The sequence below is a fragment of the Dyella halodurans genome (assembly GCF_026283925.1).
GTDB classification, from domain to species: domain Bacteria; phylum Pseudomonadota; class Gammaproteobacteria; order Xanthomonadales; family Rhodanobacteraceae; genus Dyella; species Dyella halodurans.
The window spans coordinates 246,873-269,374 of sequence record NZ_JAPDPF010000001.1 but is presented as its reverse complement, the minus strand read 5'-3'; the positions used below and the strand labels follow the sequence as shown (position 1 = coordinate 269,374).

General features: G+C 65.6%; 16 protein-coding genes and 1 tRNA gene. 9 read left to right on the top strand and 8 right to left on the bottom strand.

Features of this window, described 5'->3' with window-relative positions; all coding sequences use genetic code 11:
• Positions 1 to 10 precede the first annotated feature (10 nt).
• Both OUZ49_RS01170 and OUZ49_RS01165 read right to left on the bottom strand, forming a co-directional pair.
• Complete coding sequence (locus OUZ49_RS01170) at positions 11 to 4,129, bottom strand: hypothetical protein (protein WP_266148071.1); 4,119 nt, start codon at positions 4,127 to 4,129, stop codon at positions 11 to 13.
• 188 nt (positions 4,130 to 4,317) lie between these two features.
• Positions 4,318 to 7,002 (bottom strand): M1 family metallopeptidase, encoded by a 2,685-nt coding sequence (locus tag OUZ49_RS01165; RefSeq protein WP_266148070.1) that lies wholly within the window; start codon positions 7,000 to 7,002, stop codon positions 4,318 to 4,320.
• 155 nt (positions 7,003 to 7,157) lie between these two features.
• Between OUZ49_RS01165 and oxyR the strand changes: the two genes are divergently transcribed.
• Entirely contained in the window at positions 7,158 to 8,102 is a 945-nt protein-coding gene (gene oxyR, locus OUZ49_RS01160; protein WP_266148069.1) for a DNA-binding transcriptional regulator OxyR, read from the top strand.
• A 6-nt stretch (positions 8,103 to 8,108) separates the two neighbouring features.
• Entirely contained in the window at positions 8,109 to 8,708 is a 600-nt protein-coding gene (locus OUZ49_RS01155) for a hypothetical protein (RefSeq protein ID WP_266148068.1), read from the top strand.
• Between the two features lie 46 nt (positions 8,709 to 8,754).
• On the opposite strand, the gene OUZ49_RS01150 is transcribed toward OUZ49_RS01155, so the two are convergent.
• Together OUZ49_RS01150 and OUZ49_RS01145 are read right to left on the bottom strand one after the other, a co-directional pair.
• Positions 8,755 to 9,285: an adenine phosphoribosyltransferase gene (locus OUZ49_RS01150; protein WP_380005011.1), complete on the bottom strand. Its 531-nt coding sequence runs from the start codon at positions 9,283 to 9,285 to the stop codon at positions 8,755 to 8,757.
• 106 nt (positions 9,286 to 9,391) lie between these two features.
• A complete protein-coding gene (locus OUZ49_RS01145; protein ID WP_266148067.1) occupies positions 9,392 to 9,670 on the bottom strand; it encodes a putative signal transducing protein in 279 nt (92 codons plus the stop codon).
• A 1,143-nt stretch (positions 9,671 to 10,813) separates the two neighbouring features.
• Between OUZ49_RS01145 and OUZ49_RS01140 the strand changes: the two genes are divergently transcribed.
• The 4 genes from OUZ49_RS01140 to OUZ49_RS01125 all read left to right on the top strand — a co-directional run bounded on the left by OUZ49_RS01140 (position 10,814) and on the right by OUZ49_RS01125 (position 15,914).
• Complete coding sequence (locus tag OUZ49_RS01140) at positions 10,814 to 12,598, top strand: glutamine--tRNA ligase/YqeY domain fusion protein (RefSeq protein WP_266148066.1); 1,785 nt, start codon at positions 10,814 to 10,816, stop codon at positions 12,596 to 12,598.
• Positions 12,599 to 12,622: 24 nt separating this feature from the next.
• A complete protein-coding gene (locus OUZ49_RS01135) occupies positions 12,623 to 13,180 on the top strand; it encodes a nucleoside deaminase (RefSeq protein ID WP_266148064.1) in 558 nt (185 codons plus the stop codon).
• A complete protein-coding gene (locus OUZ49_RS01130; protein ID WP_266148062.1) occupies positions 13,177 to 13,911 on the top strand; it encodes a TVP38/TMEM64 family protein in 735 nt (244 codons plus the stop codon). The genes OUZ49_RS01135 and OUZ49_RS01130 overlap by 4 nt, the downstream gene beginning before the upstream one ends.
• A 152-nt stretch (positions 13,912 to 14,063) precedes the next feature.
• Entirely contained in the window at positions 14,064 to 15,914 is a 1,851-nt protein-coding gene (locus tag OUZ49_RS01125; protein ID WP_266148061.1) for an ATP-binding response regulator, read from the top strand.
• A gap of 45 nt (positions 15,915 to 15,959) precedes the next feature.
• Here OUZ49_RS01125 and OUZ49_RS01120 read toward each other — a convergent pair whose 3' ends face one another.
• A complete protein-coding gene (locus tag OUZ49_RS01120) occupies positions 15,960 to 17,672 on the bottom strand; it encodes a type VI secretion protein IcmF/TssM N-terminal domain-containing protein (RefSeq protein WP_266148060.1) in 1,713 nt (570 codons plus the stop codon).
• 45 nt (positions 17,673 to 17,717) lie between these two features.
• Positions 17,718 to 17,858 carry a hypothetical protein gene (locus tag OUZ49_RS01115; RefSeq protein ID WP_266148059.1) on the bottom strand — a complete coding sequence of 47 codons (141 nt, stop codon included), beginning with the start codon at positions 17,856 to 17,858 and terminating at the stop codon, positions 17,718 to 17,720.
• Between the two features lie 177 nt (positions 17,859 to 18,035).
• Between OUZ49_RS01115 and OUZ49_RS01110 the strand changes: the two genes are divergently transcribed.
• Together OUZ49_RS01110 and phnD are read left to right on the top strand one after the other, a co-directional pair.
• Positions 18,036 to 18,725, top strand: a complete 690-nt coding sequence (locus OUZ49_RS01110) for a LuxR C-terminal-related transcriptional regulator (protein WP_266148058.1) — start codon at positions 18,036 to 18,038, stop codon at positions 18,723 to 18,725.
• A gap of 195 nt (positions 18,726 to 18,920) precedes the next feature.
• Positions 18,921 to 19,910: a phosphate/phosphite/phosphonate ABC transporter substrate-binding protein gene (gene phnD / locus OUZ49_RS01105; RefSeq protein ID WP_266148057.1), complete on the top strand. Its 990-nt coding sequence runs from the start codon at positions 18,921 to 18,923 to the stop codon at positions 19,908 to 19,910.
• A 75-nt stretch (positions 19,911 to 19,985) separates the two neighbouring features.
• Here the strand turns inward: phnD and OUZ49_RS01100 are convergent, their stop codons facing one another.
• A complete protein-coding gene (locus OUZ49_RS01100; protein ID WP_266148056.1) occupies positions 19,986 to 20,504 on the bottom strand; it encodes a DUF3617 domain-containing protein in 519 nt (172 codons plus the stop codon).
• Positions 20,505 to 20,882: 378 nt separating this feature from the next.
• On the opposite strand from OUZ49_RS01100, the gene OUZ49_RS01095 reads away from it, so the two are divergent.
• Positions 20,883 to 22,319 (top strand): sensor histidine kinase, encoded by a 1,437-nt coding sequence (locus OUZ49_RS01095; RefSeq protein ID WP_266148055.1) that lies wholly within the window; start codon positions 20,883 to 20,885, stop codon positions 22,317 to 22,319.
• Positions 22,320 to 22,424: 105 nt separating this feature from the next.
• Here the strand turns inward: OUZ49_RS01095 and OUZ49_RS01090 are convergent.
• Positions 22,425 to 22,500 (bottom strand) — tRNA-Lys (locus OUZ49_RS01090).
• Between the last annotated feature and the right edge of the window lie 2 nt (positions 22,501 to 22,502).

Here is a 22,502-nt window from a genome sequence, read left to right as displayed (position 1 = left end):
TGCATGCCTGCTACTCCGTGGCCGCCGGCACTTGCACTGGCTCGATCGCTTTAGGCTTGCGCGGACGCCAGTAACCACCCGTGGTCCAGGCCTCGAAACCCCAGCGCAACCAGCCGATCAACGCATTTGCCAGCCACAGCGCCCACAGCAGCATGGCGATCTTGTAGACCCATAGCGAGACGCTGAACACGCCGGCATGCGGCAGCACGCCACGACTCTGGTCGGCAAACCAGTTCAGCTGCCAGGCGCTGGAATCGTTGCCGGCGACGTGCATGTCCGGCAGGCCCAGCAGTCCTTTCGGCACCGCCGAGACCAGCACGACCAGGGCCGCCACGGTCATCAGCGCCAAGCCCGCTTGCAGCAGGTTGAAGCGGGTAGCGAAGCGCTCGGCCACGACATGGCGTGCACGCAAACCGAGCAGGATCAGCCAGAGCACCACCAGCGCATACGCGCCCCAGGCAAAGGCCGAGAACCCAAGGCCAAGCAACAGCCATTGATGAAAGCGCAGCGGCGTCGGCGCATGGCGCGACAACAGCCATGCGGCGAGCAGCAGCACGATCAGTTGCGACCAGTACATCACGGCCGGACCCGCTGCCGGACCCCACGTCCACAATACCCAACGATCCTCCGGCAACGTCTGCTGCAAGGAGATGTTGGCCGCCGGCGCATCGAGCGAAAACGTCGGCGTGCGTGTGCGCACGCCGACGCCTTGCGGCTCGCGCAGGCGCAAGCTGTAGCGATGGCTCCCCGGCAACAACGGCAGGCTGAGCTTGCCGTCGCGGATGGCCAGGCTCAGGGGCGCTGCGTCGCGGCGCGCCTCGAGCAATGCCGCCCCCGGTGGCAGGCCGATCACGTGCTCGCCGCCACGCGTGCTGCGCGCAGCAAGCACCAGCACGGTTTCCGTGGCGCGATCGGCCGCATGGCTGCGCACGGTCACTTCATCGAAGGCCAGGCTGTCGCCGGCCATCGCCCTGGGTCGATGGATGGCCACCTGCAGGCTTTCACCGGGCAAGGGCAGGAAGCGCAAGCCATCGTCACTGAGGTTCGCCGGTACGCCCTTCGCTTCGAGATGCCAGATCGGAGCCGCCTGCAGCACCCATACTTCGGCGCGATCATTCAGGCCCGGCGCGGTCAGCGCTAGGCTGTCCGAGCTATCGAGTCGGCTGCTCCAGCGGACCAGGTCCTGGCCGGCGTTGAAGGTCACGCCGATGCGGCCGTCGTGGACCCGGATGTTGTCGCCGAGCGGGTGTTCGCCTGGCAGCAAGGGCAGCTCAAGGCTGAAGCCGCCATCGCTCGGCGCGATCCGCTCGACCGTGTTCTCGACGCTCCAGTCCACGCCAAAGACCAGGGTTCGGGTCAACCTCACATAGGGTGGAAAAGCCTGCGCTGCCGCCGCTTGTGGCTTTCCATCCGACCCTGCGCGCACGCGGTTCAAGCTCAGGCTGTCGCCCAAGAGCCGATGTTCGTCCACACCGTCAGCTGCCCATCCATCGCCACTGAATTCGATACGTTGAGGGGGTAAGGCGAACTGCAGGCTGGCCGTATCCACCGGCGCCGCGCGATAGCGCAACGAAACGCGGTGCACGCCACGCTCCAGCTTGACCAGGAGCACATCGTCCTGCTGGGCCAGGATGGCATCGTGCCCATCCGTGCTGACGCTGCTCAATTGCAGGGAGGCGTCGGCTTGCGGCAAAGGCACGGCCACGCTGGCGCCGGCATGCATGTCCAGATCGAGTACCACGCTGTCGCCGCCGGCCTGCACCGCGGCGCGCGCCACCGCAGCGCAATCCGGCGCGCAGGTCGGCGCTTCGGTGAGGCGCGTGCGCAATTGCGTGAGCACCTCATGGCTGGGCGTGTCTTGCGCCTGTGCGGCGTACGGTATCAAGGCCAGCGCGAGCAGCGCGACGGCAGCACCGCGCACACTCCAGCCACGCCACGGCCCCAGCGATGGACCTAGCAAGCCCAGCGACAGGCGGCCCAGCAACAACAGCAACAGCGCCAACATGGCGACACGCAACAGGCGCACCAGCCAGGCCGGGGCAATGACGAAGCGCGTGGTCTGCTCGGCCGTGACCGGCCCGGACCAACCGAGCCGATAGTTGTTGCCGACATCCCAGTGCGGCGCGCCACGGCCAGCCTGGATGACGCTATGCGCATCGGTTTCCTGACCCACCGTCATGGAGGCCGTGAGGCGCGTACCGGTTACCGTCACCGCCTGGATGATCTTCGGTGGCGCCGCCTTCCCCGCACTGATCTCCGCCACAGCTGTGGGCGGCGCAGGTGGGGGCGGCGGGGCCGGCTGCATCATCGCCATGGGCGCGGGGGCGGATTCGGGTGCGTTCGATGCCGCGAGCTGATCCTGTTCCTCCTGGTTCGCATAAGCCGCCGGCTGGACGAAGCGCATCGCAAGAGCATAGCCACCACCGACGCTGCGCCCTTCCAATTGTGGATGCAGGGCGTAACTCATCTCCCTCGCTGCGAATGGCAGCGTCCACAGCACGGCCAAGGCGAGCAGCGCGGCGGCCGTGATGCGCGAGATCGCGCGCAACCGCCCGTCCGGCAAGGCGCGCATCAGCAGGGCCAGCGCAAGCGCCACGGCCAAGGTCCAGCGCGGCGCGCCGAACTCATGTTGCGACAAGGCAAGAAAGCCCACGGCGACCAAGGCCCACGGCCAACCCAGCAAGCGTCCGGCCAGCAATCCGATCAAGGCGACCACGAACAGATCGAGCAAGCTCCATTGGGCGATCCATGAATCGGGCGAACGGTCCGCCCCCGCGGCACCGAGCAGACGGTAACCGTACGGCAGGTGCAGGGTGGCGTCGATGCTTTCCAACGGCAGCTGCCAGCCCGTGCTTGGCATCGCGCCCCGCTCGGGCAGGCGCAGGCCGGCCTTGAGGTTCACCGACGTGTCGCGCAATTCGACGCCGCCATGCCCGTCGCCGTTGGCGGTGATCAACAACGGCGTCGCGTCCTGCACGGCGCTTTGCAGTTGCCATGGCCCGCTGACGTCGAGGCGCTGGTGACGGCGAAGCGTACCGGTAAGGTGATCGGCAGCGTTGTAACCGCGGCCATCGAAATCCAGCCACAGCTGGCGATGCAGGGTGAGCTGATCGCCTTGGCCGCCTTCGCCGCCGCGCGTGCCCTGTTCGATGGCGAGCCCGCTGCTGTCATCGAGTACATAGGCGGGAAGGTGTTGCCAGTCCCCGGGTACATCGGCCTGGGCCGCATCGGTCGCCTTCCCCTGCACACGCGTACTGCGCAAGGTGGTGTCGTCGGCGTAACTCCATATTTCCTGGCGCGGCCAGGGCACGGTGGGCAGGCTCAAGGCGATGTGTGTAAGCACCTCGGTACCGCGCGCGCCGAGGGTCAGCGTCCAATGGCCGGGGCGCAGTTGCACACGCAGACGTCCATCGTTTTCCAGTCGCGCCGGCAGCTCGCCCTGGAGCGAGGTGGCGACGAAACCCTTGGGTAGCGCAGGGCCAAACAGCTGTTCGCGCGAACTACCGGTGACATCGACTTGGAGCTGGGTTTCCAGCCTCGACGGCAAGCCATCGGCGAGGCGCCGGTAAACCCGCAACGACAGCGCATCGACGACACGCTGGGCCGCCGCCGCCTCGCCCAGGGTGAGCTGATCGGCATGGCGTTCGACCCGGTTGACCGCCTTGCCGTCCGGCGTGAGCGAGACCAGGCCGATCGATTCGGGCACCCGCAGGCGCGCCGGACGGCTGTCCCATGGCAACACCCCGCGGATGACATAGTCACCGGCGGCCAGGCGCAGCGCCGGATTTTCCTCGCGCTCGAGCACGGGCCAGGGCTTGTTGTCGACACTGACCTGCTGCGGCCAGTTGCGCGCGTCGCCCGGCAGGCCCACCCAGCTTTCGGCGTCCACATGCACATCGAGGCTGAAGTGTGCGCCGTCCTTGTCGACGTCCACGAGCAGACGTCCCGGCCATGCGCAGGTGCTGCCGTCAGCGCCTGAGCCCTGCGTGGCGAGCATCGGACAGGCGTGCTGGGGCACGTCATGCAACACCCAGTCCTTCCAGTCGCGCAAGGCGGGCGGCACGTCCTGCGCCAACAGCGGCGCGACCACCAGCATGAGTCCCAACAACCATTCCCATGGACGACGCATGTATCTCTCCCTGACGACCCGTGCGGGTCGGGACAGTGTAGAAGCAAGCCAGGAAGCGCGTGTTGAGCTCCCAAGCCATGCAACGTCGATACGGGTTGAACGGGGTTAGGGCAAAAAAAAGCCGGGCGGTGGATGCTGCCCGGCGTGATGGTGAGGTCAAGCTGGCCGGCCAACGGCCGGCCATTGGATCAACGAAGGATGACCGATGCGTCCTGCTTCGCCGCCAGTGCGGCACAAAGCAGGGTCGACTCGCTGGTCTGCGCCAGACCGCGTTCGGCACCGGTCACATCCTTGGCGCGAGTCTTGAAGAATGCCTGCAGACGATCTGCTTCGTCCTTCGAGCAGCCGCCACCGGCCATGAGGTTTGGCAATTGGCCGCCGGCGAAACTGCCGGTACGTTCCACGATCTTGTCGTAGTTGGCGACCGACCAGTCCCAGGAGGCGTCGCGCTGAGCACGCGTGTCGCGGACACCACGCAGCAGCGACGCCATCTCGCCCACCTTCACCTGCTTCACTAGGGCAAAGTCACGCACCTGTGTCGCAAGCGCGGGATCTTCCACTTCGCTCAAGCCACCGAGGATGGCATTGCGCATGGCCGGATCGCTGGTCTGCGGCAGCTCGGCAATCAAGGCATCAACTGCGCTCTTGCCACGCTCCTGCACGGCGACGCCGAGTGCGATGCCGAGCAGGTCGGGATCGGCCGCGGCGAGATCCAGACGGCCATCCGGCTTGCGCTTGAGCGCTGCATCGCCCTGCTTGAGCAGTTCGGTACGCACTTCCGGCAGCTTCACACCCAGCGCCAGCTGGGCAGCCAACGTGTCGCGCAGCAGCGAATCGGTGTCGGCCTCGCCCGGCTTGCGGTGATAGCCCAGCTGCTGCATGCGAGGCAGATAAGCGGCCTTGGCCCACTCGGCGAGCTTGGCGCGCTGCGCATCGGTCTGTGCCACATTCTGGTAGATCCAGTTGAAGCTGTTCAGCGGCGCCGTGGCCACTTCGCGCGTCTTCGACGAAGTCAGCGGCTTGAGCGCGGCGAGCACATCGGCCGCATCCAGATCGCCATGCTTGAAGCTCGCATACACCGCATCGGCGTAGGCGAGCTGCTCGGCATCGTCGAGCTTGCCGACCTGCTGGCCTAGCTTGGCCAGGTCGTCCTTGGCCATGGCGAAGCGGTAGTAGCCGCTGCCATTCGCGTTCGGCATCACCCAGGTCGGGTTGCTCGCGCCGGCCAGCACCATGGTGCCCTGGGCCTTGTCGAGCAGTTCACAGCTCACCTTGCTGCCATCGGCGGTGCCGTAGCGCACGCACATCGGCACGCCCCACACGCTCTTGGCGTCGCCCGCGCTGCCGAGCGGCAGGTAGCGGCCCTGGGTCAGGTGCAGCACGGTCTTGCCGCCTTCCTGGCTCACCTGGGTTTGCACGTAAGGCACACCCGGCTGGTTGAGGAAGCTCTTGAACGCCTGCTGGAAGTCCTGGCCCTTGTCGGCCGCCTTGGCGATCGAAGCGACCAGATCATCCGCCGTCGCGTTGCCGAACTTGTGTTGCTGGATATACGAGCGCATACCCTTCTGGAACGTCGACTCGCCGACGTAGCCTTCGAACATGCCCAGCACCGCCGCACCCTTCTGGTAGGTGATGCCGTCGAAGGCCGTCTCGATGTCGCCATTGCCGGTGATCGGCTGGCGGATCTTGCGCGTGGTGACCAGGCTGTCGCCATTCATGGCGCCCTGCGCACCGCGCACGCGGTCGAGGTCGGCGCGGTATTCCGGATGCACCTTCTGGGTGACCTTCTGCTGCATCCAGGTGGCGAACGCTTCGTTGAGCCAGAGGTCGTCCCACCAGCCCATGGTCACGGTGTCGCCGGTCCACTGGTGCGCCAGCTCATGCGCGGTGACGTTGAACGAACCGCGCACGTAGTTGGCCGGGGAATCCGGATCGATCAGCAACAACCAGTCGCGGAACGTGACCAGGCCCGGGTTCTCCATCGCACCGGCAGAGAAGTCCGGCGCGGCGAGCAGGTCGAGCTTGTCCCACGGATAGCCGAAGCCGTAGTAGTCCTCGAGCGTGTGGATGATGCTCGGCGTTTCGCTCAGCACATGCTGCATGCGATGGCCTTCGCCCTTCGCGGCGATGCCGCGCAGTTCGGTGGGCTGCGCGCGGTACTGGGTCGAGGAGATATCCGGCCCCTTCACTACATCCCACGGGCCCACGCCAAAGGCGACCAGGTAGGTCGGCAGCGGCTGGGTCCTGGCGAAGGTCAGCGTCTTCCAGCCGTCGCCGGCGCCTTCTTCCTTCACCTGCTTGGTGTTGGCGATGCCGACTTCGTCGTTCGGGACGGTCAGGCGAATGTCGAACGGCGTCTTGAACGACGGCTCGTCGAAACCGGGGAATGCGAAGCGCGCACTGATCGGCTCCATCTGCGTCATCGCATACGGCTGGCCCTCGTGGCTCACCTTGTACAAGCCCTGCAACTGCTGGTTGAGCGGCGCGCTATAGGTGATCGCCAGGCTCAGCTCCTGCGGCGCCAGCTGGCTGCCGAAGTCGATGCGCACCACGCCTTCCTTCGGCGCCACGTCCACGTACTTGCCTTCATGCACCTTGCCGGCAGCATCGGTGATGGCGACCTTGCTGACTTTCAGCTCGCGACCATGCAGCCACAGGTGATCAGTGGCCTTTTCCAGCTTCAGCTTGATCGTGGTGGTGCCGGTGAAATCCTGCTGGCGCGGGTCGACCTTGAAATCGAGCTGATACGACTCCGGCATCGCCCAGCGCGGCAGCTTGCCTTGCGGCTGATCACTGGCGGCCGGGGCGGCCATGGCGGCGCCGCAGCAAGCGGCAAGGGCAGTAAGGACGAGCGGGCGGACGAGGCGGCGCATGGTGCGTGGGCACTCCTTGGACAAATAAACGCCCACGCTAGGGGCTGCCATGACGAGCGACACAGTGCCAGAAGACATGCCGCACATTGTCGAAATCGATGAATACCATCAGAATCCATAGATATGACCTATCAGATCCGTGTGGACGCTCGTTCATGAACCTGCGCGACCTGCACTACCTCGTGGCCCTGGCCGAGCATCGGCATTTCGGGCGCGCCGCCGAGGCCAGCTTCGTCAGCCAGCCCACGCTCTCCACGCAGATCAAGAAGCTCGAGGACGAGCTGGGCGTCGCCCTTGTGGAGCGCACGCCGCGCAAGGTGCTGCTGACCGAAACCGGTCGCGAAATCGCCCGCCGTGCACGTGGCGTGTTGTCGGAGATCGACGAGATCAAGGCGATTGCGCAGCGCACGCGTGATCCGGAGTCGGGCACCTTGCGACTAGGCATCTTCCCCACGCTCGGCCCTTACCTGCTGCCGCATCTGGTGCCGCTGGTGCGCAAGCACTTCCCGCGACTGGAACTGCTGCTGGTCGAAGAGAAGACCGAGCAGGTCGTGAAGATGTTGCGCGAGGGCGCGCTGGATGTCGGCGTGCTCGCCCTGCCCTTGCACGAGGACAGCCTGCACGCCGAATTCCTGTTCGAGGAACCGTTCGTGCTGGCCGTGCCGGACGATCACCCGCTGGCGCACAAGCGCACGCGCCTGAAACTCGACGACCTGGAAGACGAAAGCCTGCTGCTGCTGGAAGACGGCCACTGCATGCGCGATCAGGCGCTGGAGGTGTGCCAGCTCGCCGGTGCCGGTGAACGCTCCGGCTTCCGCGCCACCAGTCTTGAGACCTTGCGCCAGATGGTGGCGGCGAACGTGGGCATCACCTTGCTGCCGACACTGGCGATCAAACCGCCGATGTCGCGTACCGACAATGTGCACCTGATCGAATTTTCCGGGCACGCGCCCAGCCGGCGCATCGCGCTCGTGTGGCGCAAGAGCTCGTCGCTGGGGGTGTTCCTCGAGCGGTTCGGCGACGTGATCCGCGGTTTGCCGCCGGAGCTGCTGCAGCCGAACCTGGGCGAAGCGAAACCTGCCAAGCGCGCCGCGCCCTGAGTGACCATGCCACGCTCTCTGCTGATCGGCGTACTGCTGCTTGCCGGCCTCGGCGCGGCGCACTGGTGGCGCGCGCGTCCGCTCACACCAGGGCCTGGCGTCCTGGCCCCGGATGTACCCACGCAAATCGATCTCGAACAGGGCACCACGCTACAGCGCGGTGACATCACGCTGGTGACACGCGCGCGCTTCGAACTGACTGCGCGCGTGCTGTCCCGTGAGGACTACCACTTCGACGCAGGCGCCAAGCTGGCACCGGTCGATCTGGCCATGGGCTGGGGCCGCATGTCCGACAGCAGCGTGCTGGCCGGCATCGAGATCAGCCAGGGCAACCGCTTCTATCACTGGCACGTCGACGCATTTCCGATTCCACGCCGGGAAATCGAGACGTCCAGCGCCAACATGCACATGATCCCCGCTGACAACAACGTGCGTAACGAACTGGAGCGCGTGCGCCAAGGTGAAGTGGTGCATCTCGAAGGGTTTCTGGTCGACGCCAGCCGTCCGGGCGGCTGGCGCTGGCGCACCTCGATGACGCGCGACGACACCGGCGATGGTGCGTGTGAGCTGGTTTATGTCGAGAGCATCGCACCGGCCATGCCCTGAGCCGCCGCGCGGGTAGGCTCGGCGAACAGGCCCGCGTCAGGCTCGCTCAGTAGCGCAGCAAGGCATGCAAGGGCGCGTCGTCTTGCCAGCGCGCGCGGCCCTGCAGTGCGGCCAGTTCGATCACCACGCTGGCCCCTACCAGCTGCGCCCCGAGCTTTTCCACCAGGGCTCGCGCTGCCGCCACGGTACCGCCCGTGGCAAGCACATCGTCCACGATCAAGGCCCGTTCGCCCACACGCAGCGCGTCGTTGCGCGCCTCCAGCCGATCGACGCCGTATTCCAGCGCGTAGTCCACGGCAACCACCGGCGGTGGCAGCTTGTTCGGCTTGCGCAGCGGCACGAAACCCGCGTGCAGCTTCTGCGCCAGCGCAGCGCCGAAAATGAAGCCGCGCGATTCGATCCCGCATACCGCCTGCACGCCACTGCCCTGCCACGGCTCGGCCAGCGCATCCACACAACGCGCAAAGCCGCCAGCATCGGCGAGCAGCGGCGTGATATCGCGAAAGACCACACCCGCCTTCGGGAAGTCGGCTACGGCGCGGATCAGCGCCCGGATCTGCGTCAACGAACTGTCCACCTGATTCGCTCCTATGCCGCACGCCGGGGGCGTTGCGCGCCTGACAGCATACCGCCCAGAGCCAAGGCCGACCCGGGCCTGCGACGTCGTCGAGCGATGATGGGGTTCAACCGAAAGCGGGCTGCGGTGCGTCCGGATCTTCGTCCGCTTCGTCCATGGCGAGACGGGCCTCGGCCAGGCTGCGCTCGACTTCGCGCACGATCCGTTCGGCCGCGTCCAGGCTCGCTTCCGACACCAGCACGGCCACATAGTCCAGCGCCGGCAACTGACCCACCGCTCCGGTCAGGTATTCACCTGAAATGAACGCGGGGATATCCGCGCGCTCCAGCGCGTCCTTCACCAGGTGGGCGTCAATCAGGGTTTCAGCTCGGTATGCGATGCGCATGGGGGCACGCTAGCGCGGTGTGGGACGGGGGGCAAGTTTTTGCTTGTCGGTGATGGAGAGGTGATGCTCATTTGATGGATGGCTCGCGTGGAGCGCGTGGCAGTCTTTTTTGCGCGTCATCAAACGGATGCTGGGGCGCGTCACAACGGTGAAGTTGGTCATCCAGTGGCTGTCGCTCTGTTGTGATGTGGCTGCGACCTGGCTCGCCTGCGGCGGGCTTCCGACCTCCTGCCGGAGGCCGGGTTACTTCTCTTTGCTTGCCCAAAGAGAAGTAACCAAGAGAAAAGGCACCCCGCTTGGCGCTTGCCGAGCGGAGCTCGGCAAGTCCGTGAGGGTCGGCCGGGCTTTTCGACAGGGCTCCTGCCCTGACGAAAAGGCATCGGCATCCCTGCCGATGCCCCCTGCGGGGCCTGATCGTCCGCCCCTCACCGCCGCACAGGGGCCCCACACGTCAAAAGCACAAGGCTCGAGCAGCGCATGGCGCTGCTCATTGCTGTTGCTTGGCTTTCGCTTTCGCTTTGGATCTGGCTTTGGCTTTGGGGGTTGCTCTACCGCTCTTCGGGTCCCCTATGGCGCGGCGGGTGGGTGGAGGAAAAGCCCGAAGGGTGGCTTGCATGGATGCAAGCCAGTTTGTCGTCAGGGCAGGAGCCCTGTCGACAAACCTCCGTAACCCACCCGCGCACCTGCAGGGCGTCAGCCCGGAAGGCGCGCCATCGGGGTGGCCTTTCTCTTGGTTACTTCTCTTTGGCCACGCAAAGAGAAGTAACCCGCTGCCCGGCAGGGCAGCGGAAGCCCGCGGCAGGCGAGCCAGGTCGCGGTAGCGTCAAGACAGCGCGAAAGTCACTGGATTCCCGCTTTCGTGGGAATGACGGTGAGGGGGAACGGGGCGTGATGCACGCTTGGCCGGCGTTCGCGGGGATGACGATGAGGAGTGCTATGCGTTTTGCGCAATCCGAGCTCGTTTGGCTTGGCCAGCCGCAGGGCTATTGAGCGTCGCTGAGATAACGGCTGACGGCTATTGCCACGAGGGCGGGCAAACCGCCCCCCCCCACTTTCCCACCCGCTGAAACCCCACAAAACACCCCCACCTTGGACAGGGTAAACTTGGTCGTTTCCGCCACCGCGTACGAGTTGTGAGTCCCGATGTCCACTGAAAACGCCGCCATTGAACCCATTGTCTCGTCCGCCGCAGCGCAGGCCGAGGGTCAACGCGCTGATGTGCAAAGGGATTTCATCCGCCAGATCATTCGCGAGGACCTGGCCAGCGGCAAGCACCATGCCATCCGCACGCGCTTTCCGCCCGAGCCCAATGGCTACCTTCATATTGGCCACGCCAAGGCGATCTGCCTGAACTTCGGCATCGCCTCGGAGTTCATCGGCTGGTGCAACCTGCGCCTGGACGATACCAATCCGGGCAAGGAAGACCCCGAGTTCGTCGAGGGCATCAAGGACGACGTGCGCTGGCTCGGCTACGAGTGGCACGACCTGCGCCATGCCTCGGACTATTTCGAGGTGTTCTACGACGCTGCGATCAAACTGATCCAGGATGGTGTCGCCTATGTGGACGACCTCAACGCCGAGGACATGCGCGCCTATCGCGGCACGCTGACCGAGCCAGGCCGCAACTCACCGTTCCGCGAGCGCAGCGTGGAGGAGAACCTCGACCTGTTCCGGCGCATGCGCGCGGGCGAATTCGACGATGGCGCCAAGACCTTGCGCGCCAAGATCGACATGACGTCGGGCAATATGAACATGCGCGACCCGGCGATCTACCGCATCCGCAAGATCGCGCACCAGAACACCGGCGACGCCTGGCCGATCTATCCGATGTACGACTACGCGCACTGCCTGTCGGATGCGCTGGAAGGCATCACCCATTCGCTGTGCACGCTTGAGTTCGAGGACCACCGCCCGCTGTACGACTGGTTCGTCGACAAGGTCGACCTGGTCAACCATCCGGAACTGTGGCAGCACCTGCGCGAAGGCGGCTTCCGCACCGAACCGGCCAAGCCGCGACAAATCGAGTTCTCGCGCCTCAACCTGTCCTACAGCATCACCAGCAAGCGCAAGCTGGCCCAGCTGGTGAACGAAAACCTGGTGGATGGCTGGGACGATCCGCGCATGAACACGCTGCGCGGCCTGCGTCGTCGTGGCTTTACCCCGGCCGGCCTGCGCCTGCTGATCGAGCGCCTGGGCGTGAGCAAGCAGAACAGCATCATCGACTACTCGATCCTCGAGAACTGCATCCGCGAGGATCTGGACGCGACCGCGCCGCGCCGCATGGCCGTGCTCGACCCGCTCAAGCTGGTGATCACCAACCTGCCCGCGGATCACCAGGAAACGCTGGTGTTCTCCAACCATCCCAAGGACGAGAGCTTTGGCACGCGCGAAGTGCCGTTCTCCCGCGAGCTATGGATCGAGCGCGAGGACTTCGCCGAAGTGCCGCCCAAGGGCTTCCACCGCTTGAAGCCCGAAGGCGAAGTGCGCCTGCGCGGCGTCGGCATCGTGAAGTGCGACGAGATGGTGAAGGACGCCGACGGCAACATCACCGAGCTGCGCTGCACGCTCGACCTGGAGTCGCGCCAGGGCCTGCCGGGTGCCGACCGCAAGGTCAAGGGCACCATTCACTGGGTGAGCGCGAAGCATGGCGTGTCGACCGAGGTCCGTGTATACGATCGCCTGTTCAACGTGCCGGCACCGGACGACGAGAGCGACGGCAAGAGCTGGATCGAGCACATCAATCCGGAAGCCAAGCGCATCGTGCGCGCCTGGCTGGAGCCGGCCGCAGCGAACGCTGCGCCGGAACAGCGCTATCAGTTCGAGCGCCTCGGTTACTTCGTGGCCGATCGCCTTGACCATCGTGCCGAAGCGCCGGTATTCAACCGTACCGTTACGCTGCGCGACGCGTGGACCAAGCAGGCTGGCTGAAACCCGCGCTATAAGGAGATACGCATGCTGCGCCTGCAGATTCACCTGACCTTGCCGCCATGGATCGGCGACGTGGTTGACACCGGTAAGCGCTACATCACCGACCTGGAACGGGTGGGGCTGGCCATCGAACTGGCGCGTCACAATATCGGGCATGGTCACGGCGGTCCGTTTGGCGCGGCGGTGTTCCATGAGGATGGGCGCCTGGTTTCCGTGGGCGTAAACCGCGTCGTGCCGCAAACCTGCTCCGTGGCGCACGCGGAGATGATGGCGTTCATGAGCGCCCAGCAGCGCCTCGCCAGCTACCGCATCAATCAAGACGGCGGCCGTTACACGCTCGCCACCAGCGCCCAGCCGTGTTGCCAGTGCTACGGCGCCACCGTCTGGGCCGGCGTCGACGAGCTGCTGATCGGCGCACGCGCGGAGGATGTCGAAGAACTCACCGAGTTCGATGAAGGTCCGCTGCCCGCCGACTGGGCGGGAGAACTGGAACGCCGCGGCATCGCCGTGCGCCGCGACATCCTGCGCGAGCAGGCGCGTGACGTGCTGGCCACCTACGGCCGCAGCGGGCAACACTATTGAGCCGCCTGCGCGCCTCGCTGCCGCTGATCCTGCTGGTGCTGGCCGGCATCGTGCTGTTTAGCTCCGGCCTGCTCGATCGCCTGCATCCTGAGCAGCTGGTGACGCACCAGGCCCAGTTGCGCGCCGGCATCGCCGACAGTCCCTGGCTCAGTCGTCTTGCCTATATCGGCCTGCTCACCCTGGCCATGTCGACGGGCATCCCGGGCACGGTGATCATCATCATGGCGGGCGGCTTCGCCTTCGGTACGGCCGAGGGCAGCATTTATTCCTCCATCGGGCTGACCCTCGGTACCCTGATCCTGTTCCTGGCCAGCCGTTACGCGTTCGGCACCGGCAGCAAGCACCCGCCGGCTCTGGTGGACAAGATCCACCACGGCTTTGAGCGCCATCCCACCGCCTACACCATGTTCCTGCGCTTCGTGCCGGTGGCGCCGTTTGGCCTCGTCACGGTCGCGCTGGCTTGGCTGCGTTGCCCGCTCTGGCTGTTTCTGGGTGCGAGCTGGTTGGGCGGCACGGTCTCCCTGATCTTCGAGACTTCCATTGGCGCCGGCCTTGGCGAGGCGCTTGCCCGCAGCCATGGCCACTTTGGCATGGGCCTGCTGATGCAGCGTGGGGTGTGGATGCCGCTCAGCGCCATCGGCGTGCTGGCCCTGCTGCCCCTGCTGGCGGAACGCATCAGCCGCAGACGCCGGAGTGGACTACCGCCGTCAGCAAAAACCAGGGACCCATGAGGGGTATACCCTCGACCAATAGGATAGCTGTCCTACCCAACGAATCGCGCTAGTCTCACACCTATCGGCGCACGAAACGCCGAATGGGGTGACGGCCAATGGGTGCAGGGGCGAACTCCCGGGCGGTGCGGTGGTGGCGGCGTACATCGCTCATGCAGCGATTTGCGCTGGTGGCGCTCGTGCCCACCATGGTCACGGCCACGCTGCTGGTCACCATGCTCACGCGCAGCCAGTTGATCACCCTGCGCGACATGGCGCAGAACACCGCCGGCGCGATCGCCACGCAGGCAGCCTCGGTATCCACGACGCCGTTGCGCGACATGCAGCGCCGCGAGCTGGTGCGCATTGCCGAATCCATTGGCGAATTGCCCCATGTGGCGCGTGTGCAGATTCGCGCGGCCGATGGCGAAATCGTCGCCGACAGCCTGGGCCGCAGCGGCACGGGCAACGCTGAAAGCCTCACGGTCGTGCGCGACGTAGTCGACAGCGACCAGCCCGGACACCCGGTACTCGGTTCGGTGCTGGTGGACGTCAGCCTCAGCAGCGCGATCTCCGCGCAACAGGCCAGCCTTCGCAATGCGCTGATCGCCCTGATCGCCAGCCTGGTGGTGGCTTCCGTGATCGCGTGGCAGGCCGCGCGCTGGATCAGTGCGCCGCTGCGCCGCCTCGTCGCGGCGGTGCACCAGCTCGGTCGCGGTGACCGCCATGTCGAGGTGGAGGTCACCGACCAGTCGGAAATCGGTGAACTGCAGCGCGGCTTCAACAGTGCTGCGCTGGCGCTGTTCGACGTCCAGCTCAGCATGGAAAGGGAGATCGAGCACGCGACCGTGGAACTGGCGCGAAAGAACGCGGCGCTTGAAGCGGCCAGCGTCGCCAAGGCGCGTTTCCTGGCCGCGGCGTCGCACGATCTACGCCAACCCTTGTATGCACTGACCCTGTTCTCTTCGTCGCTGGCCGTGGACGAGCGCGATCCGGTGCGGCTGGATCGCATCGCGCACATCCAGGAATGCGTGGAAGCACTCGACCACTTGTTCAGCGAACTCCTCGACCTCTCGCGCCTGGAAACCGGCGCGATGCAGATCGAGATCACGGAATTCCCGCTCGACCAGGTACTGCAGGAAGTAAGCCGCAACTTCCGCATGATTGCCGAGCAACACGGACTGCGGCTGATCATGCGCGCAACCGACGTGTGGGTACGCAGCGACCGCACCATGCTGGCGCGCATTCTCAACAATCTGGTCAGCAACGCGCTGCGCTACACCAGCAAGGGCGGTGTCCTGGTGGTCGCGCGACGCCGTTGTGACGGCACCGTTCGTCTCGACGTCTGGGACACTGGCAGTGGCATCGCACCCGAGCACCAGGCGCGCGTCTTCGACGAGTTCTACCGGGTGGAATGCCACGGCACCAACGAGCGCGATACCGGTGCACGTCGCGGCCTGGGCCTGGGGCTGGCCACCGTGCAGCGGCTGGCGGAACTGCTGGATACGCAGGTGGTGCTGAAGTCGCACCCTGGTCGCGGCAGTGTGTTCTCGTTTCATCTGCCCGAGATTCCGGCACAGGTGGTCTTCGACACGCCGGCGGAGGAGACACCGATGGATGTCACGGGCATGCGCGTGCTGGTGATCGACGACGAGCCGGCCATCCTCTCCGGCATCCGTTACCTGCTGCGCAGTTGGGGCTGCGAAGTCGCCATCGCCGAGGATCGGATCCAGGCCTTGCAAGCGGCGGAAGAATGGCCTGCGCCACCCGATATCGTGATTTCAGACCTGCGCCTGCGCGACGGCGAGAGCGGCCTGGACGTATTGGCGGCGTTGGATCAACTCTATGCACGCGACGGCCACGCTCCCTTCCCGCGCCTGCTGATCACTGGTGAAACACGCAGCGATCGCCTGCGCGAGATCATGGCCGCCAATATCCCCGTGCTCTACAAGCCGGTGTCACCCGAGCAACTGCGCGAGGCCATGATGGTCGCGTGGAATGTCGCCCGCGCCGCGGCCGCCTGAAGCATGTTTGCCTGAGCCACGCACTGGACGACGCAGCCGCTGGCCTCAAGCCGTCCTGCGCGCCAGCAGGCGGTCGCCGGGCAGGAAACGGTTGAACAAGTCTTCCACGAATTCGCCGCCGGTCGGGTCGCCCGGCGACGCGCCCGTAAAGTAAAGCCCGCACCAACGTAGCCCGTGCTGGCCCGCGGCATCCTCCGCTATCAGCCGATCAATGAAGACATGCAAGCCATGCTGCAGCTCGGACAAGGCTTGGCGAAACTCGAAAATCTCGCGGCGGCCATGCGGCCCGTGCTGCCTGGCCAGCGCCGCCAGGCCAATCATCCGCATACGCTCAAAAGCGTCGTCGTAGGGAGCATCCGCGCGGCCAGGCGACGCGCCGGCTGAAGTCGCCTCGGATTTCCTCCATCCCAATACCTTGCGAAACACCGGTGCGGGCAAGGCGGCTTTGAACGAGGCGTGCCCGGGCAGCAGGTCCAGGCCTGTCACCACCACATACAAGGGGAGCTGAAGTTGCAGGCGCTGGGTGGCCTCGTGCGCCATCCGGCGCAACCTCGCGGCCGTAGCCGTGATGTCGGCAGCCGGCCCGAGCAGGCTTTGCGCGGCAACGCCAAGCACGACTCCATCGAGCGGCAACTTGCGACGCTCGCGAGACAGGCGCGTCAAGGCCTCGGACCAGAGCAGGTCAGCCGCCTGGGGATCGTCGCGGGTCTGGGCCAGGCGCGGGTCCATTTCGATCGCTACCAGGGATCGAAACAGCCACCAGTGCCCACTGGCCGCTCCACCATCGCCCGGCAGCAGGCGTCCGTGACATGACTGGGCTGCCGCCTGCAGCAGCCCGCGCACGTTCGCGCCACTGTCGCCAAGAAACAACAGCCAGGGATGACGCGACAGCTGCCGCCATTTGCCACGGCGCCGGAACGGGTGAAGGATCGCGCCGCGCACGCGGCGAGCAGCCTCCTTCAGCGCCGTCCACACGCTGCGCAGGTCCCATCCGGCATGCGGATCGGCCGACGCCCGCGCGGAGGCCAGCCAATGCCAGGCCAGCGATCCCGCCCAACCCAGCATGCCAGCGATGACCACCAGGATGCCCGCCAGATACCAGGCCTGTGCCGACATCGCGCTGCTGAAGACCGGGGCGACAAAGGCCACCAGCACCAGCAAGACCACACCAAGCGCCACGAACAAGGCCGGTCGCCGGCCCGCCCATGGCCCCGGCTTTCGCCGCGCCGGAGAATCCGGCGTGAGGTAGGGCTGTGGCGTGATCGACTCCCGCTGCAGCGCCTGCAGTACCGTCGCCGGCGCCGCATAGGGGCGGCAATAGACCGACTTGATCCGGCCCAGCTCCCCGCCATCGCCCTTCTCGTAGTAATACTGGCCGACAAAGCCGAGCAGCAGCGCCGTGCCATAGACCTCGCGCACCTCGTCGGCCCGGCTGTCCAGCCGGGCCAGATGCTCGAAGAATTCACTGGAGGCATCGCTGGTATGGAACAGCGTCAGCTGCAACGGACTGGGCTGATCCCGCCTGGCCTCATGGCGCACGATGATCTCGTCGAACCAGGCCACCACCGCAAAGCCAGCGAGCTCGACGTCCTGCATCGACTTGCCGTTGGCGAGCGCGATCTTGCGGGCCTGATCGATCAACTCGCGCGCCCGTGCATTGAGTGGCGCAAGTTCACTGGGGGCGGCCTGGGCCGCTGCCTGTTCATCGACGGCCAGGCCGTAGGCAAACAGCGGTGCAAAATAGTCCAGCAACCGCATGACGGCTAGGGCGACCTGTAAACAGGCAGGAAAGGCTTCACTTCATCACCGCGCCGCGCCGGCGAGCATGGGTACTGGAGGTAGTGGCATTGGCGTACCCAGGTTCGCACGAACACGCTTGCCCATGGAGACATCGCCGCCGCCATGCTGGCGTCGTCGCTGCTCCACCTGATGCATGGTACGCATGGCGACTCCCCCATCGCAGTGAATCGATTCTCCCGAGTGACCCACAAGCCAGCCATATCACCTTGAGAATAGGCCATTCGTAGGCGTCCTGAGGTTGCCGCGCAGGCGGTGTGGGACTATGTTCCTACAAGCGGGCATACGGCGATCGGATCTCCGCGTGCCGCCACGGGGAATGACATGCGCATACTGATTGCGGACGACCATCGGCTTATCGTCGAAGGGGTCAAGCTCAAGTTGGCCGAGCTTGGCCCTGACACCGAGTTCGTCATCGCCATGGACATGGCCGAATTGCGCGAGGCGATTCACGCACCCGAGGCCTCCTCGCTGGAGCTGGCCCTGGTCGACCTGGCCATGCCTGGCGTGCAGGGCAGCGAGCATCTGGCCGAAGTGGTCGAAAGGCTGCCGGACGTGCCGGTGATCGTGCTGTCCGGCTCGGAAGATCCCAGCCTGATGAAAGACCTGCTGGCCATGGGCGTGCAGGGTTTCATTCCCAAGGCTTACTCGCCTGACGTGATGTTGTCGGCGGTGCGGCTGGTGCTGTCCGGCGGCGTCTATGTGCCGCCCTTGCTGTTGCAGGAGCGTGCCAACGGCGCGGGAGCCACCCCGATGCCGACACCCTCGCCCGCGTCGCACGCACCGTCGCCCAGCCAGGATTCGCTGGAAGAACGCCTGCGCAAACTGCTGACGGAACGTCAGATCGACGTACTGCGCCTGCTGTCGCAGGGCAAGCCAAACAAGCTCATCGCGCGCGATCTGGGCATTAGCGAAGGCACGGTAAAGATTCATCTCGCCGCCATCTTCCGCGCGCTCAATGTGCGCAACCGGGTCGAAGCCGTGGTGGCCTCGAGGCGCATCAGCGGTATCTGACGCCTTTCACCTGTCGCTGACAGCCACCGCGTATGCTGCGGCGAGCAGTGGCACGGCGTACCGCCTCGTCGTTTTCCGGCCAGAGGCATCCGTCGGGTTCCCAGGGGAGATACCGCGTTGCTGAGGGGGTGGATTTCCAGCCACAGAGGTTGCTCGATCCGGGCAGGCCAGCGAGTCCGCCGGGTCCTGCTCGGCGTGCTCGCCTGCGTCATGCTGGGCGCGCCGCCGTCGTTCGCCGATCCCGGGGGCACCGCCAACACCCATATCCGGGCGCTGACCTTCGGCATCCTGCCGATGGGCGGGCCCTCCGAATCGCTGGAAGCATGGCGCCCCATGCTGGACGACCTCAGCCGCAGCTTGCACCTGCCGGTGCGCAGCCTCTCGGTCAGCACTTACGAAGGGCTGGCCCAGGCGATGTCGGACGAACGTGTCGACTTTGCCTTTGTGTCTGGTCGGCTGGCGCTCGACGCCGTCACCCGGGACCGCATGCAGGTGATCGCCCAGCTCACCCGCAGCCAGGGACCGCGTGGCTATTTCGCCGTGCTGCTGGTCGAGAAGGATTCACCGCTGCGCAGCCTCGACGACATGTTCCGCCAGCCGGGCCGCCTGCGCTATGCCAGGGGCGAGGTGCTGTCCGTCTCAGGCTACCTGGTGCCGGAGACCCAGGTGTTCGCGAATCGCCGGCTCGACTCGGATACGTTTTTTGCAAGCGTTTCCGTCGACAACCACCAGAACAACGCGTTGGCCGTGGCGAACAAGGAGGTCGACGTCGCCACCAACAACAGCTCGGACCTGGAGCGCTTTGCCAAACGCTTTCCCGATCAATATGACCGGCTACGCGTGCTGTGGACGTCCAGCCTGATTCCGAATTCCGTCATCGTGATACGCACCGACCTGCCGTCGGAATTGCGCCAACGGGTCGCCGCCGCGCTCACTTCTTATGGCAAGGGCAAGAATGCCACGGCGGAAATGGCCAAGCTGCAGCTTATCTGCAACCTCAGCGCCTTCTCGGCCGCCGGCAATGAATCGCTGGTGCCTTTTGCGGACATCGAGTTCAACCTCGACAAGCGTCGCGTCTACAGTGCCCAATGGGTGAGCGATGCGGCCATGCAGACCCGCCTGCGGAAGATCGATGCCGAGCACGAGGCGCTGATACACCGGCTCATGCAGCCACCCTCTCGCTAGAAGCCGCCTGGCGTCGCTTTACCCTCCCCCACCCAACGGCCACGAGCGCCGAGGCCGACGCCCGTGAGACCGGCATCAGGGATGCATGTCCTTGATGTTCATGGTCTGCCCGTTGGACATGATCATGTCGCCGGGCTTCTGACCCGCCGCGCATGGCCCCACCCAGCGGCCGGTGCTGCTCACCGCCATCTGCCCCATGCCGGCGGGGGCCGGATCGTAGCTGACGTGGCCTTCGGTGTGATACGAGGAGTCGCCATCGAACTGGGTCTCGCTGTGGCTGGTGATGCTCATGGGGCCGTTGGGGCCGTCCACCTTGCAGACCGCGTCAGACACTACGGAATTGCCCTTGACGTCGATGTTGAACTTGCTGCATTTCTGGCCGCTCATCTGCGTGCCCATCTTGTACATGGCCTGATCGGTATCCGCGTCGAGGCATAGCTTCATGGTCTGCTGGCGCCCGCCCATGCCGGTGGTCTGCATTTCCCACAACCCGGCCTTGCGCCTGGGCATATTGGCGGGGATGTCCTGGGCAAGGACTACGCTGGTAACACTGATCAATGAAACGGCGAGCAGGAAGCGAAAGCGAGCGGACATGACGATCTCCATTCGGCCGACGGGCCGTGCGGGTCTGCAAGGTACCGCCAAATCGTTGCCGCGTCATGCAACCAGGGCCTGTTCACGATCCGCCATGCCATGACGGCGCGCCAACATTCCGGCCGGACGGGCAAATAGACCATTTGCCCTATGGCACCTCGCGCTAGAACGAAATGTGTATCGCCGGGTCCCATACGATTCTTTAGAGTCTCATGCAGGGTGGTCCCGACCGGGACCTGTCCAGGATGCTCGTTTCCGTTGCTCTCCTGCCGCGGGTCAACCATCATGCAACCGGCTCACGTCATGCACCGTCAACGGACTCCCGGGCCGTGCCTCGCGCCGCTTCCACCGAGCCGTGCAACAGTGGAGGCCTGACCCATGGAACAGCGCGCGCGCCTGCTGTCCCGCCTGTTCATCGACGCCATCATGCCGAGCACGATTGCCGCGCTGGCACTTGTTCTGGCACTGTGTATCCAGCAGACGCACAACCTCGGCGAACGCGCCGATGCGGCCGTCACCTTGCGCATGGAGCGCCTTGCCAGCCAGCTGAGCCGCCAAGGCATCGCCTCGCCACAGGCAACGCTCGACCTGGCCCTGCGCGATGGCCAGGCGGATCAGTTACAGCGGATTGAACTCCATCGCCCTGACGGTGGTTTCTGGAGCAGCGGCGCCGCACTGAAGCAAGATGGTGCGACCTATCGAAGCGAGCTGGCCGACCATGGCGGCACATCCTCCTGGCTGAGCATGCAGGTCGATACGCACGCGCTGCATCGGGCACAGGGTCTGGTGTGGCTGCTCGGCAGCCTTTGCAGCGCCGGCGTCATGCTCCTCGCATGGTTGGCGCGCATGACGCTCCGCAATCGCGTGCTCGAACCTCTCTCGCATGTCGAAGCTGCACTGCATGACCTGATCAATGCCCGACGGCCGGTTGCCGACAGCAAGCCGGGCAGCGCGGAATTCACGCGCGTGAACCAGGCTTTGCAGCGTTTGTCCGAATTGCAGGAGGAACAGCAGCGCGACTGGAGCGCAGTCCAGCACGACAACGCCACCGAAGCCCTGGATCGCCTACGTCAGAGCCAGGCCGCCACCCGCAGCAAGTCCCAATTCATCGCGCTCGTCAGCCATCATTTCCGCCAGCCTCTGCAGGCGCTGGAGTTGTTTGCCGGCGGCCTGGATGCCGGTGCGGACAACGAGCAGCAGTCCATGGTTCAGCAGATGCGCATCAGCATCGCGTCGATGACGCGCCTGCTGGACGCACTGCTGGAAATATCCCGGCTCGACGCCGGCGTGATTGCGGTCAAGCCCGCGGGATTCACCGCCGCCGAGCTGTTCATGCGGGACCGCACCTCGCTCAATCACGAGGCGACACTGCAAAACGTCACGCTCGCCTGGCGGGGTAGCCAGCATCGGCTGCACGGCGACGCCGATGTCGCTGCCAGCCTGCTCTATCAACTGGCCAGCAACGCGATCGCCAATGCCTCGGGTGGACGCGTACTGATTGCTGCGCGGCGCCGCGGCCAGGCGATCCGGATCGAGGTGCGTGACAACGGACCCGGCATCGCCGTCATCCACCAGCAACGCATCTTCGAAGAGTTCGTGCAGCTGCAGACCGCGGAAAACGAGCGCCGCGGCGGCTACGGCCTCGGGCTCGCCATCGCCGAGCGACTCGCCCGCCTGCTGGGCACGCGCATCGGCCTGCGCTCCGAGCCCGGACAGGGCAGCACGTTCTGGTTCGACCTGCCCCGCATGCCTGCCATGGAGCGGCACTCGAGCAGCCGCAGCCGCTCCTCGTCGCCCTGGCGTCAGGCGGGTTGATTCATCCGCGCGATCGGCAGCTTGACGCTGCACGCCCCAGCTCTCATGCAGGGTCGAGATAGCGGCCAAAAAAAGACCTGCGTTTCCGCAGGTCTCCGAATGCTTTGGTGGGCCGTCCGAGATTCGAACTCGGGACCAATAGATTAAAAGTCTACTGCTCTACCGACTGAGCTAACGGCCCAT

Excerpts from the sequence above, each read along its gene's own strand:
- OUZ49_RS01100 (WP_266148056.1), bottom strand. The coding sequence starts at position 20,504 with ATGTCCGCTCGCTTTCGCTTCCTGCTCGCCGTTTCATTGATCAGTGTT.
- OUZ49_RS01145 (WP_266148067.1), bottom strand. The coding sequence starts at position 9,670 with ATGCGCATCGCATACCGAGCTGAAACCCTGATTGACGCCCACCTGGTG.
- OUZ49_RS01135 (WP_266148064.1), top strand. The coding sequence starts at position 12,623 with ATGCTGCGCCTGCAGATTCACCTGACCTTGCCGCCATGGATCGGCGAC.
- OUZ49_RS01115 (WP_266148059.1), bottom strand. The coding sequence starts at position 17,858 with ATGCGTACCATGCATCAGGTGGAGCAGCGACGACGCCAGCATGGCGGC.
- OUZ49_RS01140 (WP_266148066.1), top strand. The coding sequence starts at position 10,814 with ATGTCCACTGAAAACGCCGCCATTGAACCCATTGTCTCGTCCGCCGCA.
- OUZ49_RS01125 (WP_266148061.1), top strand. The coding sequence starts at position 14,064 with ATGCAGCGATTTGCGCTGGTGGCGCTCGTGCCCACCATGGTCACGGCC.
- oxyR (WP_266148069.1), top strand. The coding sequence starts at position 7,158 with ATGAACCTGCGCGACCTGCACTACCTCGTGGCCCTGGCCGAGCATCGG.
- OUZ49_RS01155 (WP_266148068.1), top strand. The coding sequence starts at position 8,109 with ATGCCACGCTCTCTGCTGATCGGCGTACTGCTGCTTGCCGGCCTCGGC.
- OUZ49_RS01165 (WP_266148070.1), bottom strand. The coding sequence starts at position 7,002 with ATGCGCCGCCTCGTCCGCCCGCTCGTCCTTACTGCCCTTGCCGCTTGC.
- OUZ49_RS01095 (WP_266148055.1), top strand. The coding sequence starts at position 20,883 with ATGGAACAGCGCGCGCGCCTGCTGTCCCGCCTGTTCATCGACGCCATC.
- OUZ49_RS01170 (WP_266148071.1), bottom strand. The coding sequence starts at position 4,129 with ATGCGTCGTCCATGGGAATGGTTGTTGGGACTCATGCTGGTGGTCGCG.
- OUZ49_RS01110 (WP_266148058.1), top strand. The coding sequence starts at position 18,036 with ATGCGCATACTGATTGCGGACGACCATCGGCTTATCGTCGAAGGGGTC.
- OUZ49_RS01120 (WP_266148060.1), bottom strand. The coding sequence starts at position 17,672 with ATGCGGTTGCTGGACTATTTTGCACCGCTGTTTGCCTACGGCCTGGCC.